Genomic DNA, 13,515 nt, shown 5'->3' with positions numbered 1-13,515 from the left:
ATAATTTATTAATTCTTCCCTAGGTTTACGGTTTAACTTACAGAACCGCGAGAATCAATAAACTAATGCTTACAGTTAATCTTGTCATAACATTGTTTAATTTAAATTTAATAATATTACTCTTAGTTTTATCAGCAAGCTCCTTACTAGACTACAAAAGGTGAAACTATACTGTACATCGCTTATACTTTTATTGCGGAATAACTTCACTTTTGTTATGCAGAAACTTAGAACAGGTTTATTACAAATTTGATTCTTGACCCCTTGTTAATAAATTGACTTTTTAGAAAATTATTAACGACATAATGTTACTTACAACTTCACTATAATTCCTATTAGCGTAACCTTCTCCTTTCTGTCTGGTCATACCAGTTATGTTGTTCATTAAAACATTAAATTTTTAATGCGTAAATAGAAAAATTTTGTCGATTACGCTCGATAATTTACTGTTAAATAAAAATATGAACCGAAAAAATTATATAAATATAATTATTCGTAAATTTCATTTCTGTAATTGTAATGATTACAAATTAATGTGGATACGGTTAAAAAATAACTATTTTAGATCAACCAAGAAATTTTATTTTAGAAAAAATACTTATAGAATAATATAATAGGTCTTTTTATACTTTTTTACCTTTATTTAGTTATGTATAATTGCATAAAATGTAGATATATTTAGTAATATATGTTATATTGTTGATTTTTTCACAAAACATCCTAATATCATTATTAACAAATATTCAGTATGAAGATATTAGTCTATAAACTTATCATCGTTATAAACATAGGTTTTAAATTACAAAAAAGCTGCAAAGTTTCCTTGGAGCACTTTGCAGCCTTCTATCTTTTTGTTTCCTTTAGCAAAATAATGGTTAGTGAATTTTCATTTTTTGGGATACTTATACCCATGTTTAAGTCTTTACATTGGAGACAGCAGATAACAAGCTTATATTACTGTATATTTTTCACGGTACTGCCTAGGAGTCATACTAGTGATTTTTTTGAAAACTCTTATAAAATAACTTTGGTCATTAAAGTTAAGCCACGCACAGATATCTGATAACGAATAAGTAGTGAGTGTTAATAATTTTTTTGCTTCTTCCACTCGTTCCCTTTGAATATATTCGCTTAAAGTAATTCCCATTTCTTTTTTAAATAGTTTAGACAGATAAGTAGGCGTAATTTCTAAATGATTAGCAAGTTCATTCAGAGATATTCCATCGTAAACATTTTTATTAATATGTTTTATACATGTAGTAACCGCGTAAGAATACTTTTTTGCATTGTATTCTTTCACACGATCTGCAAAGGTACGTAAAGCGTCCCCTGACAATCGCTTTACAGATTCTACATTATCTAATTGTTCTAGGGTTTGTATATATAAAATACTATGAGCAAAAGCAATATCTGGTGGCAGGTTTCCTTCTATTGCATATCGAGTGGCTAAGGTAATCGCAATAATTCCAAGGTTTTTTTGATTCCTGAGCGGATCCTCTATTAGCATAAGTTCAACATCTTCTTGCGAAACCGCATACATATACTGTATTAACTTTTTTTTATTTCCTTCTTTGATAGTCGAAAAGAAATCATTTACTAATGCCATATTGTGCGTTCTAGGTTTATTTTGTCGGCGTTTTAAAATATATAAATCAGGTTTCACAATTTTATTAGGAACTTCCTCTAGTACTTTATTTTTTTCCAAGACAATATCTACATCTAACTTTTCATTGAAAATCATGTAATGTAATAAAATTCCCATATCAATTAATGTAGTTTTTTTAATCTCAGATAAACACTGATAATAGGCAAGTCTTTCTTGAATGTTATCATTTGATTTAAATTCTTTCTGAAATTTTATAATCATATCATCTGAATCTTTTAGATGTATAGTAGGACCGATTATAATAGTCCCTTTAATATCATCATGATTTTCTATATGAATTAGAACAAAATTTTCAAGATAGTTGTTACTTCGGAAAATTGGCAAGTTACAGGGATCGTTTTCTTGATAAATATCAGTAAGATGTTCTTCTTTTGAAGAATAAAAAGGACTACAAAGATTATCAGATGTAGAATGATATAAAATTTTTCTGTCTGCAGATAAAATATGCACAGGGGCATTAAATGCTTTATGTGCAAGATCACATAAGTGTTGTATATCGATGGAAGTATTCATTGTATTCTCCTTTATAGATCCATAAAATATATTCTGTTATATATAATTCACGACAAATAATACTATAAAATATCAAATTAGTACAATTCACAACAAAATATTACTATATCTTTTTTATAAAAATCATATATTATTTAATTGTAGTTAGCATCTAAATATCAGAGTAGCTAAGAAAATGAAATGAACGAAGGTCATTTCTTAATTCTACAAGATCTAATCATTACACTTGAGAAAACAGTGAAGAACATACAAAATACAGTGGTACTCAATGCCAGGACCAAGCTGGAAAAAAAGATTCAAAATACAGCGAAAGTAACAGGAGATACTGTACTACCGCAAGAACCAACAATCAAAATTTCAATTCAATTACTTGTACAAATTGAATTCCAAAAATAGATAATGCTAATTTAAATGTAAAACTGAAAACCTACTGTGTTTCAAATTTTAGACAAAGATAACAAAAAGTCGGGAAATTAACAACAGAGGACAATGATAAGACTATTTATGAACCACTATGCTTCGGAAAGTACACGTTGGAAGAAATTCAAGCACCAAATAGGTCTACGTTATTTAAAGATCTAATTGAGAGAAGAATCTTATCATCAGTACAAAAATAAAAAAAGAAAACATAAAAACGAATGGAATATTTAAAATTCTGGCGATATAAGGACAACTATTTGTATCTAATCCCCACAATATTACTGGTCCCAACATTAGTTTTATTTTCCACAAATGAGGAAGAAATATATAGATTTCAAAAATACTAGGAATTGCAGAGGAGATAGAACATATGAATAAACTTTATTTATATGTTGTTCATCTTTGTATTATTAATCTTTATGCTACCTAGCTTTAATACCGCACCACATCAACATATTCTTAATTTTCCACTTTATTTTTAATTAAGAATCAAAATGCCTTTAAATGAAGTTGTATTATAGTTTATTAAATACTATAATTAAAAACGAAATGCTATTTAAACACCCTCTGACTACTCATATGAGGTTTTCCCTCTAATGATACCTATGGTATTAACTTCACTTTAAAGAATCATTTTAAAAGGATTTGAGAAGCCGTTTTTCTAGTTCACCATCAAAAATCTTGAAATTTATGTAAAAAAAGAACCCATTATATATAGAGTTTCTTTTTTCATTTCTTTAACTTAGTCTAATCTATATTGGCCAGTTAATTGTTCCTCAGCCATTCGAGCTAAGTGTAATTATTCTAATCATTAACACCTTTTTCCTTTAAATTCTTTAGACCCTATCCTTGTTTATATGAATAGCTTTCTTATTCGAAAATAGATTTTTAAAAATTCCTACCCCTACAATTAATACACCTATTCCAACTAATTTATTTATTTGTATTGGAACGCTCTCCATTCCAAACAATCCGAATGTATCAATACATAATGCAACAACTAATTGTGTAATAAGACTAATTAACACCGTATACGCTGGACCTAAACTCTTTATTGCACCCATTATACAAATAATTAATCCGATACCAAACAACCCACTTACATAAAACAAATAATTTGTAGTGTAAAAATTAACGCTTATACTTTTCTCTGTAATGATATAAAATAGCACTGAACTTATAAGACCTATTCCAAGAACACATGTAGTTGTTAACTACTGCCCTACATTTTCATTCACTTTCGTATTAAAAACAGATTGTAAGCTAATTAATATTCCTGCTAATATAGCTAAAGTAAATCCAATCAAAATCTTCCTCTCCCTTTCATTACTCATAAATATTATCTTTAGCAACTTCCTTCATTTTAAAAAAGTCTTTAATTACAATAACTCCATTTCTCTTTTCAATTAATTTTTCTTTAGAAAATTTTTGTAACACCCGAATTACGTGCCGATAACTTACTCCTATAAAATCCGCAATACTTGATATCGAAGTTGCATCCAAATCTTTTTTATACATAGTCCCGTTACTATCAGTAGAAATAGAAAGTAAATAACTAGCTACACGTAGTTCTACTGGATAAAGTAAATTAAGTGCTGTAAAACGAGTCGATATTTTTAATGTGTTTGCAATGTTTTCAAGCAAGAAGTTCATAAATATAGGATCATGTAATAACTTACTTCTAATTACAGCATGAGAAATAGAGATGGCTATAACATCTGAACAAGCTTCAACGACATGATGCGCTTTGCTATCTTGTATTAATTCAATATCACCAACAACTGCCAATGGATTGATAAAACGAAGGATCAGTTTCTTTCCCTCTGGTGTAATCGTATAAACTTTTACTTTACCTTTAACAACAAAATATAAACGATCCATTGCGTCATCTATATTGCAAATAAGCTCGCCTTTTTCAAAATGATTTACTTGAAAATAAGCTGTATCTATCTCTGAAAAAATTTCAAGCATTTTATTAGTTTTCAAATAATGGATAATTAAATCTGATCTATTCTCCATTTTCATTTCCTCCTTTCATTTACATATTAAATACAGCAATACCTATAATCATTACTATTGTTCCCACAATATGATATCTCTCCATCTGTATCTTTTTTATTTGAAATAATCCCTTCATTTCAATTAGATTTGCTGTTAATAATTGAGCAACCATGAGTGTTCCAGCTGTTAATGTAACTCCCATTGCATGTATCGCTACTGTTTCCGCACAAATAATTAACCCGCCAAGTGCACCAGCTACTAAATATATTTTTTTCACATCCTATAAATCCGCTATTTTCTCTTCTTTCTTTAACAAAAATATTGTTGTTGCAATAAGGAATCCAATGAAATGCGTAATAATACTCGTTGACCATATACCGATATGTGAACTAAGTTTCGCATTAAATGTACCTTGAAGTGTAATAAATACGCCAGCTAAAATAGCAAATACAACGCCTTTCAAAAAATCATCTCCTAATCTTCTATTTCTGACTTAATTAAAAGCTATGATCCTATAAAAGCAAAAGGACAAATGTCACATCAGTATGAAAATAGCTACAAATGAACAATAAAAAACACAACTCAAAATATTTGAGATGTGTTTTTATTGTTTTATCGTTATATAATATTTATAACTACGCTATATTAACAGGTTTATTCTTCATAACAAACTTTCCAAATAAGAAACGCACAAGTGGCCCCATAATAATTAATTGTAATGGATACGCCAAAATGAAATTTTTAATGAAAATTGAAAAATACATCGATACAAATGAGTCTCCTTGTAGTCCACCATGTAAATACATCATAGCCATTCCGTAAAAAGACATAAAGAAAACCATTCCAATTACCATAGCTGTCGCCATCGCAACTATCATATTTATTTTCTTCGATTTATCAAACGGTAACATGAATACAAGTTTTTTCGCACAAGGTCCAACGATACATATTTCAATTAATAGTGCAATAATGAAGCCAATTATTAGTTCTAATGCGATCTCCTTAATATGAATTTGTCCCCCTGTTCCGTTCATCAATAAATTATAAAACGTCATTACAATAACCATCCCAAGGCACATCATCATACCAAACTGGAGGTTTTCCTTTCTTGTTGTTGGCAATTTCTATCATCCTTTCTGTTTAAGTCTTTGTCATTATATCGATTATGGAAACCTCTTCGTAAGTGAACATTTTGTGAACAAATTTAAAGCGTTATCATATTTTCTTTCCTTTCTGCTCAAATTCGCACTTTTACTTATAAAGGTTTTATATATTTCAATGTTGAATTATTAAATGTAACATTGAATTACATTACTACTAGGAGGATAACTATGTATGAACAAGAGTTTTGCGCATATCACATCGTAACAAAGAAAAAAATGAAGATTGGACAAATCATGCATTTCGATAAAAATCAAAAGAATACCCTATTTCATTTCTTTTTTGAAAGAGAACATTTAAATTCTAACGGTAAAGATGCAATCCAAATTTTAAAAGAACATTATACAAATGAAGAATTACATATAAAGAATGAAAATACTACAGTAATTATGGATTATATGGATCAAACAATTAGAGCCGTTAGAGAAACAATTGTGGAGATGGTTAGGCTACAAGAGTATCCTGATTATCCGTCAAGATTGTCTTGTTTATATGCTGCAAGGAGCTATGAAGATGCTTTGAAATGGAAAGCATTATTTGATTCCTATAATCGAGAAGTTTTGCAAATTGTTAAACTACGAGTGATAGGAAATTGTTTTGAAGGCAACGGAAATCTTTTACCGAAAGAAGACGGTATTCCTTTCTCTCAAAAAATTGAACAAGCTAGAGAGTATTGGAAAGGAAACGTCAGTAATGAACTTCCTGAATTACTAATCAATGGAAAAATTGAAGTGATGGAAATTATTGATGATTTTTCCGAAGTTTATATTTAGTTCCTAACTAAATCATATAGGATGGAGATTACAATGATGAAAAAAGTGTACTTCAATCATGATGGTGGTATAGATGATTTAATTTCACTATTTTTATTACTTCAGATGGATAATGTCAAACTTACAGGGGTTTCAGTTATCCCTGCAGATTGCTATTTAGAACCAGCAATGTCTGCAAGTCGCAAAATTATTGATCGCTTCGGCAAAGGAAATATTGAAGTAGCCGCATCAAATTCCCGTGCCAAAAATCCATTTCCAAAAGATTGGCGGATGCATGCATTTTATGTAGATGCTTTACCAATTTTAAATGAGTCTGGAAAAGTTGTAACACCCGTAGCAGAAAAACCTGCACATCATCATTTAATTGAAATTTTACTACAAACTGAAGAGAAAACAACTTTATTATTCACGGGTCCTCTTACCGATTTAGCGCGTGCACTATATGAAGCACCAGTAATCAAAGAAAAAATTGAACGTCTTATTTGGATGGGAGGCACATTTCGTACTGCCGGCAATGTACATGAACCAGAACATGATGGAACAGCTGAGTGGAATTCATTTTGGGATCCTGAGGCAGTAGCACGTGTATGGGAATCAAAAATTGAAATCGTCTTAGTAACGTTAGAAAGTACAAACCAAGTTCCATTAACTATAGACATACGTGAACGTTGGGCAAAAGAGAGAAAATATATTGGAATTGATTTTCTTGGTCAATGCTATGCAATGGTCCCTCCTCTCGTTCACTTCTCAACGAACTCTACTTACTATTTATGGGATGTATTAACTGCTGCGTTTGTAGGAAAATCTGATCTTGCAAAATTACAAACAATTAATAGTATTGTTCATACAAATGGACCTAGCCAGGGGCGTACAATGGAAACTGTTGATGGACGACCTGTAAATGTCGTTTATGATGTAAAACGTGATGTATTCTTTGAATATATTACTAAATTAGCAAAAAAAGTCGCTACTTGAAACCTCAATTTTACGAAAAATAACTTTTAAGATTACAATACATATATTCTAAGAAATCACTTCTAAAAGTTAGAAACCCAAGCGAAAAATATATTAAGAATGATATACTTTAATTAATATAACATGGGGTGATAAGATGGATTACGAGTTACTAAAAGAAAGAATAGAAATAATAACTTCTAGAATTAAAGAAATAGGCGGTGAAGTTCAAGAAGTTTGTATAGATGAACCATCTTCTCTTGAAAAGATAATCCAAGTAGAAGAAAAACTTGGTGTTATATTACCAAATAGTTTCAAAAAAGTACTTTTAGAGTTCTCAGGAAATTTTAGCTTACGCTGGTTTTTACCTGACGATATGGAGATACCAAATGAATTCAGTGAAATTTTTTGTGGAACACCTCACTGGAGTTTAGAAAATCTTTTTGAGTTTGAAAAAGAACGAAAAGATTGGATTGACACAGTTTTTCCAAATCCTGAAGATGAATATGATGTAGTATGGCATAACAAATTAGCATTTTGTGAAGTGGGAAATGGAGATTATTTAGCATTTGATATGAAAAATGATATAGATGCACCGGTAATTTATCTAAGTCACGACAATGGGGAAGGACATGGATATATAATCGCGAATAATTTCATTGAATTTATTGATAATTGGTCAAGAGTAGCTTTTGTGGGATGTGAGGATTGGCAGTGGTTACCTTTCACTACCCGTTTTGATAGTGGTATAAATTCAGATGATGAGCCCGCCAAAAAATTTAGAAATTGGTTAAAACTTAATATTTAACTATTGAAAAGAGTATTGAATTAAATTTCAATACTCTTTTTGTGCAGTTTAATTATATTTGATTAATGTAGTGTCTTTACTGCTTATTCATTTCATAACCATTTACAAAAAACGTTATTGTTTCTATTTCATCTTCATTTAATTCTCTATTTACGTCTCGTTTATACGCTTCCTTTATATTCTCTTCATCGCCTTTATGAGCTTCTGTATATGTTCCTACTGTTTTTAGCAAATACAGCTCTTGTAAAAATTCATCCCGACTTATAGCTGTCCCATGAGAAAGAATATATGTTTCAGCATCAAACGACTCCAACTCTTCTATTAATTTAAACGTTCGTTGCGTCGTATAGTTCCACTTTGAAGAAAAGATATCTGCATATATACAGTCTCCTAAAAATAATATCTTTTCCTCTTTCACGTAAATAACAACTGAATCATGTGCATGATCTCCGCCGACATGTTTTAACACGCATGTCACTTCACCAAGGTCTAATTCAATTTGATCCTGGAACGTTAAGGTTGGAGGAATAATTTTAATATTCCTCTCTTTTTCTTCAAACTCTTTTTTGATGCAATCCGCACAAAATGCAATTTCAGTACCCTCTTTTACACGTGCGTCCAACGCTTCATCTGTCCATTCATAAGATACTAGTGGCTGCATTTCTTTCTTTGTTTCTGCATGCGCAATAGTTAATGCATCTTGTAATACAGGCAATCCAAAAATATGATCCCAGTGCCAATGCGTTAATGCTACGAAATCAGGACTTGATCCATTCTGTTCTTTTAGCATTTCTAAAAATAATTGTGCATGTTCTTCTGAATTCCCTGCATCAATCATTAAAGTTTTTTCTTGTCCAACGACCATTCCTAATATAGGTCTATCTGTTTCAGAAACAGGTGTCATATACCAAAATGAGTTTCCTATTTTTTTAATTTGCTGCATAATTAGCTCCTCCATTTACTACTATTCTCTTCAATTATAATCTGTAAAACCTTCATCCAGCACATAGCATGAAATAATATATATCGCTTTCTTTAGAACATAGTAATTTCATCTATCCATTTAAATAAGCATCCCAATCATAGTCTTCAATTTTATAGAATCTACCTTCATCATTTCTTTCATATGCACATAAAGCTGGTTCCTCAATAAAGTGTAAAATAGAATCATCTATATTCAAAATGACTCCAATTGAAATAATTTGAAAGTTTTTAGGATTATTGACATAGTCATCACTTTCATAACCACTCAATATTGACCAACCAGAGTCACCTTCTTCTCTTGAATCCTCTTTAAGCATAAAGTTAAATTCTCTTTTTTCAAGTACATCATCACTAACAATTACCTTCGTATCAAAATAAAAGTCCCAATCTTTTGAAGCTGGATCATTATATTCCGTATCACATATATTTTCAATTCCAAATGAAATTTTATCACCTATTTTTAAATCTAAACGATATGGATCATTGATCAGTTCCCCTACAAACTTTTTCTCATTTCTTTCAGTGATTTCCACCCACATTCGTTCACCATGAAACCCATCTTCGTCTTCGATTTTAGTTACAAAAATTAACTTTACCAAATCTCCAACCTTTAATTTCTCCAAAACTTCTGAGCTAGGAAGATAGAATGTATAGGGCGCTTCTTTATTTATTTCATAAACATTATCTAAGTACCAAGTCATCTTTTTCTCTCCTTAAAAGCTTTTCACACTCATATTTTAAAAATAACACTATTTTTTCTTCCGACAAACTACTACCATAGAATAGCAGTCTTCCCCTAACTCATTTCCTTCCCAATCATTATATATATGTAATAATTCAAAACCATTCACTACTAATAATCTTTCTAACTCCTGTGGATACGTATAGCGAAGATCTATCGCTGTTTTTATTTCCTCTACTAGAGTATCCCCCTCATAAAACCTTCTTGTTGTTATGTAGTGCTGTATTTGCTGAATTGAATCGTATGTCATTTCAGTATATAAATCACATTTTCTTCCCTTTTCATCACTAATAGTTGTCCAATATTCTTCTGTAGAGGGCTGTATTAATTCTTCTTTTGAAGGAAAACGTGTATCGAATATAAATATACCATTGTCAGCTAATACGTCATGAATAGATGTTAATAACTGATCTTGATCTGTATTCGTAAGGAAATGCTGGAATCCGTGCCCCACCATAAATGCTAACGGAATTGTTTCATTCATGCTTAATTGTAAACAGTCTTGTTGTAACCATTTTACCTTCTTACAATCCGTAGTTTTTGTCTTTGCTTCAGCAAGCATACCTTCATGTATATCTACACCAATCATTTGATATCCGTTTTCTATAAATGGAATTGTAACCCTTCCTGTTCCGCAGGCAATATCTAGAATCCATTCATTTTGTATATTTAGTTTTTGTGCCCATGATAGTAAGAACGGAAAATCTGACAGACTTTTATTTTCTATATCATATCGTTTTGGATTTTCGTATTCAGATAGACTCCATTTTGTTTGCAAACGTATTCCCCATTTCATATTTCCACTTAAGTTTAATATATAAATTATAACGAATTATTAGTTTTTTCTCTATAATCAAACACAATTACTTGGACTAATCTAACTTTCCTTTTCGTAAGCTAAAAATAAGTGGAAGAATCGGAGTGTGATACGATGGAACGATTATGGATTCCTATGATAGTTACATTTTTTTCATTCGGTGGATTACTATTAGGCGGTGCTGTCGGCATTGCTACGCGCCAACTAATTGAAGAAAAAATGCATCGTTTATATGCATTATGTGGCGGAATTTTGCTTGGCCTTTTATCCCTTGAAATTATTCCTGAAACATTTGCAAGCTATGAAATAATTGGGCCTATACTTGGTATAGCTATCGGTATTTTAGTTATGAGCTTATTAGATAACTATTGTCACCATCCAATGATACATAAAAAAGATCAACAAGCGTGGCAAACTTTCCTTTTTCTTTCTTTTGCTATATTTATTCATAATTTGCCAAGTGGATTTGCTTTAGGTACAGCTTTTATTAATCATGCTGAATCTGCAGTTCCTTTTTTAATAGCAATCGTTGTTCACCATATTCCTGAAGGATTAGCTTTAATTATCCCCTTTCTCTTTACAAAGCATAAATATATTTCATTTTTACTAACAACTTTATTACTTTCACTTATTCTCGGTACCGGTACTGTTTTTGGCATTTTGATGGAAGGAAAAGCTCTTCATCTACAAGGGCTCATTATGGGAAGTGCTATCGGTTCCCTTGGCTATGTTACAATTCATGAAATGCTTTGGAAAGCAAAGAAACAGCTCTCTTTCCTTTCATTTTTAACATGGGCAACTAGTGGTTTTTTACTAATAGCAGTATTTACGCTATTCGCTGGTCATCATTAAAGATAATAATATAATCATCTGTATATTTTTCCTTTTTCTCCAAAACATAATAGTATCTACCTAATTATAAGGAGGAAAAATTATGTTTGGGAAAACAGCCGGTGAAGCTCTAGTTGACCTTTTAATTGACTGGGGAGTAGAACATATATACGGAATGCCTGGAGATTCCATCAATTCTATAATTGAAGCTTTACGAAAAAAACAAGATAAAATCAAATTTATTCAAGTGCGCCATGAAGAAGCTGGTGCACTAGCAGCAGCTGCCTATGCGAAATTAACAGGGAAACTCGGCGTTTGTATGGCAATCGCAGGGCCCGGTGCTATTCATTTATTAAATGGTTTATATGATGCTAAACTCGATAAAGCCCCTGTTCTAGCAATTTCAGGTCAAGTAGAAACAGATTTACTCGGGACGGATTTTTTCCAAGAAGTAAACTTAGAAAGATTATTCGATGATGTTGCGGTATATAACCAGCGTATTATGTCAGCAGAACAGTTGCCTACTGTCGTGAATCAAGCGATTCGAATGGCTTATACGAAAAAAGGTGTATCTGTTCTTACGATTCCAGATGATGTTCCGAAATTCGAAGTAAAAAGTGGTGCTCGTGTTACAAATACTTCTTTTACATTACCTGAATTATTTCCGCAAGAAGAAGATTTACATGCTGCTAAACTCGCAATAAATGAAGCGAAAAAGCCTGTTATTTTAGCTGGAAAGGGTGCGAAACATGCGAGAGAATCTTTACTTACTTTCGCAGAACATATTGGTGCTCCAATCGTACTTACATTGCCAGCTAAAGGAATTATTCCTGATGAACATCCACTTTGTATCGGTGGATTAGGATTAATTGGAACGAAACCTTCTTATGAAGCAATGAAACATGCGGATACTTTAATTATGATTGGTACATCCTATCCGTTCACAGGTTTCTTGCCCGAAAAAGCAAAAACAATTCATATCGATACTGATCCTGCCCAAATAGGAAAACGTTACGTAACAGATATTGGCTTAGCTGGTGATGCTGATAAAACATTAAAATGGTTAATTGAAAATGTAGAAAAACACGAGGACCATTCCTTCTTAGAGCATCACCAAGAAATGATGAAAAAGTGGGAAGAAAAATTACACAATCAAGAAGAAGATTCTTCTACTCCAATTAAACCACAACGCGTTATGCATGCACTGCAACAAGTAGCTCATGATGATGCAATATTATCAGTCGATGTCGGAAATGTAACAGTATGGACAGCAAGGCACTTTCGTATGACAAATCAGCAATTTATTATTTCTAGCTGGCTCGCAACACTTGGCTGCGGTTTACCTGGTGCACTTGCTGGAAAAATTGCTTTCCCGGATAAACAAGTATTTGCGGTTTGTGGTGACGGTGGTTTTGGAATGACAATGAACGATTTCGTAACAGCTGTTAAATATAAACTACCCATCGTTGTCGTCGTTTTAAACAATAATAAAATCGCCATGATTAAATTCGAACAAGAAGTTATGGGGAATATCGAATTTGGTACAGACTTAACAAACCCTGATTTTGCAAAATACGCAGAGGCGTGCGGAGGTATTGGATACCGTGTTGAGAATTTAGATGAACTACTTCCTGCTTTCGAAAGTGCGGTAAAACAAAATAGTCCGTGTATTATTGATGTAGTTGTAGATGTAAATGAAGCACCAATGCCAGCAAAAATCACCTTTGGTCAAGCCGCTGGTTATACGAAGCATATGATAAAAGAATTATTTGAAGAAGGTAAGATTGATTTACCACCACTTTAAACAAAAAGATAGCTGAAAACAATTTGTCTTCAGCTATCTTT

12 protein-coding genes and 2 pseudogenes are annotated in these 13,515 nt (G+C 31.7%); 6 read left to right on the top strand and 8 right to left on the bottom strand.

Annotated features, from left to right (window positions below; all coding sequences use genetic code 11):
• Positions 1-949: 949 nt before the first annotated feature.
• Positions 950-2,179 (bottom strand): helix-turn-helix domain-containing protein, encoded by a 1,230-nt coding sequence (locus ACLBWW_RS23060; RefSeq protein ID WP_048546728.1) that lies wholly within the window; start codon positions 2,177-2,179, stop codon positions 950-952.
• Positions 2,180-2,359: 180 nt separating this feature from the next.
• Between ACLBWW_RS23060 and ACLBWW_RS23055 the strand changes: the two genes are divergently transcribed.
• Positions 2,360-2,575: a hypothetical protein gene (locus ACLBWW_RS23055; protein ID WP_165775585.1), complete on the top strand. Its 216-nt coding sequence runs from the start codon at positions 2,360-2,362 to the stop codon at positions 2,573-2,575.
• Between the two features lie 860 nt (positions 2,576-3,435).
• Here ACLBWW_RS23055 and ACLBWW_RS23050 read toward each other — a convergent pair.
• The 4 genes and pseudogenes from ACLBWW_RS23050 to ACLBWW_RS23035 all read right to left on the bottom strand — a co-directional run bounded on the left by ACLBWW_RS23050 (position 3,436) and on the right by ACLBWW_RS23035 (position 5,721).
• A pseudogene (locus ACLBWW_RS23050) lies at positions 3,436-3,906 on the bottom strand (DMT family transporter).
• 19 nt (positions 3,907-3,925) lie between these two features.
• A complete protein-coding gene (locus tag ACLBWW_RS23045) occupies positions 3,926-4,618 on the bottom strand; it encodes a Crp/Fnr family transcriptional regulator (protein ID WP_447614263.1) in 693 nt (230 codons plus the stop codon).
• 19 nt (positions 4,619-4,637) lie between these two features.
• A pseudogene (locus tag ACLBWW_RS23040) lies at positions 4,638-5,063 on the bottom strand (DMT family transporter).
• A 172-nt stretch (positions 5,064-5,235) separates the two neighbouring features.
• Positions 5,236-5,721, bottom strand: a complete 486-nt coding sequence (locus tag ACLBWW_RS23035) for a DUF2798 domain-containing protein (RefSeq protein WP_098049369.1) — start codon at positions 5,719-5,721, stop codon at positions 5,236-5,238.
• Positions 5,722-5,931: 210 nt separating this feature from the next.
• Between ACLBWW_RS23035 and ACLBWW_RS23030 the strand changes: the two genes are divergently transcribed.
• The 3 genes from ACLBWW_RS23030 (at position 5,932) to ACLBWW_RS23020 (ending at position 8,296) form a co-directional block, all read left to right on the top strand.
• Positions 5,932-6,534, top strand: a complete 603-nt coding sequence (locus tag ACLBWW_RS23030; RefSeq protein ID WP_447614262.1) for a DUF2441 domain-containing protein — start codon at positions 5,932-5,934, stop codon at positions 6,532-6,534.
• A gap of 33 nt (positions 6,535-6,567) precedes the next feature.
• Positions 6,568-7,509, top strand: a complete 942-nt coding sequence (locus ACLBWW_RS23025; protein WP_098132191.1) for a nucleoside hydrolase — start codon at positions 6,568-6,570, stop codon at positions 7,507-7,509.
• A 136-nt stretch (positions 7,510-7,645) separates the two neighbouring features.
• Entirely contained in the window at positions 7,646-8,296 is a 651-nt protein-coding gene (locus ACLBWW_RS23020; protein WP_098681577.1) for an SMI1/KNR4 family protein, read from the top strand.
• A 76-nt stretch (positions 8,297-8,372) separates the two neighbouring features.
• Here the strand turns inward: ACLBWW_RS23020 and ACLBWW_RS23015 are convergent, their stop codons facing one another.
• The 3 genes from ACLBWW_RS23015 to ACLBWW_RS23005 all read right to left on the bottom strand — a co-directional run bounded on the left by ACLBWW_RS23015 (position 8,373) and on the right by ACLBWW_RS23005 (position 10,818).
• The gene (locus tag ACLBWW_RS23015) at positions 8,373-9,239 is read right to left on the bottom strand and encodes an MBL fold metallo-hydrolase (RefSeq protein WP_098122509.1); all 867 of its coding nucleotides are present in this window, start codon (positions 9,237-9,239) and stop codon (positions 8,373-8,375) included.
• 112 nt (positions 9,240-9,351) lie between these two features.
• Positions 9,352-9,981, bottom strand: coding sequence for an immunity protein Imm33 domain-containing protein (locus ACLBWW_RS23010; RefSeq protein WP_048546715.1), 630 nt, complete (start codon positions 9,979-9,981; stop codon positions 9,352-9,354).
• 48 nt (positions 9,982-10,029) lie between these two features.
• On the bottom strand, positions 10,030-10,818 hold the full coding sequence (locus ACLBWW_RS23005) for a class I SAM-dependent methyltransferase (RefSeq protein WP_098076251.1): 789 nt from the start codon (positions 10,816-10,818) through the stop codon (positions 10,030-10,032).
• Between the two features lie 135 nt (positions 10,819-10,953).
• Between ACLBWW_RS23005 and ACLBWW_RS23000 the strand changes: the two genes are divergently transcribed.
• A complete protein-coding gene (locus ACLBWW_RS23000) occupies positions 10,954-11,691 on the top strand; it encodes a ZIP family metal transporter (RefSeq protein ID WP_060488710.1) in 738 nt (245 codons plus the stop codon).
• Between the two features lie 82 nt (positions 11,692-11,773).
• Positions 11,774-13,474, top strand: coding sequence for a pyruvate oxidase (locus ACLBWW_RS22995; RefSeq protein WP_098076253.1), 1,701 nt, complete (start codon positions 11,774-11,776; stop codon positions 13,472-13,474).
• Positions 13,475-13,515: the final 41 nt, after the last annotated feature.

The organism is Bacillus sp. M5A3_1b, from assembly GCF_053345335.1.
This window is presented reverse-complemented; position numbering and strand designations above follow the sequence as displayed.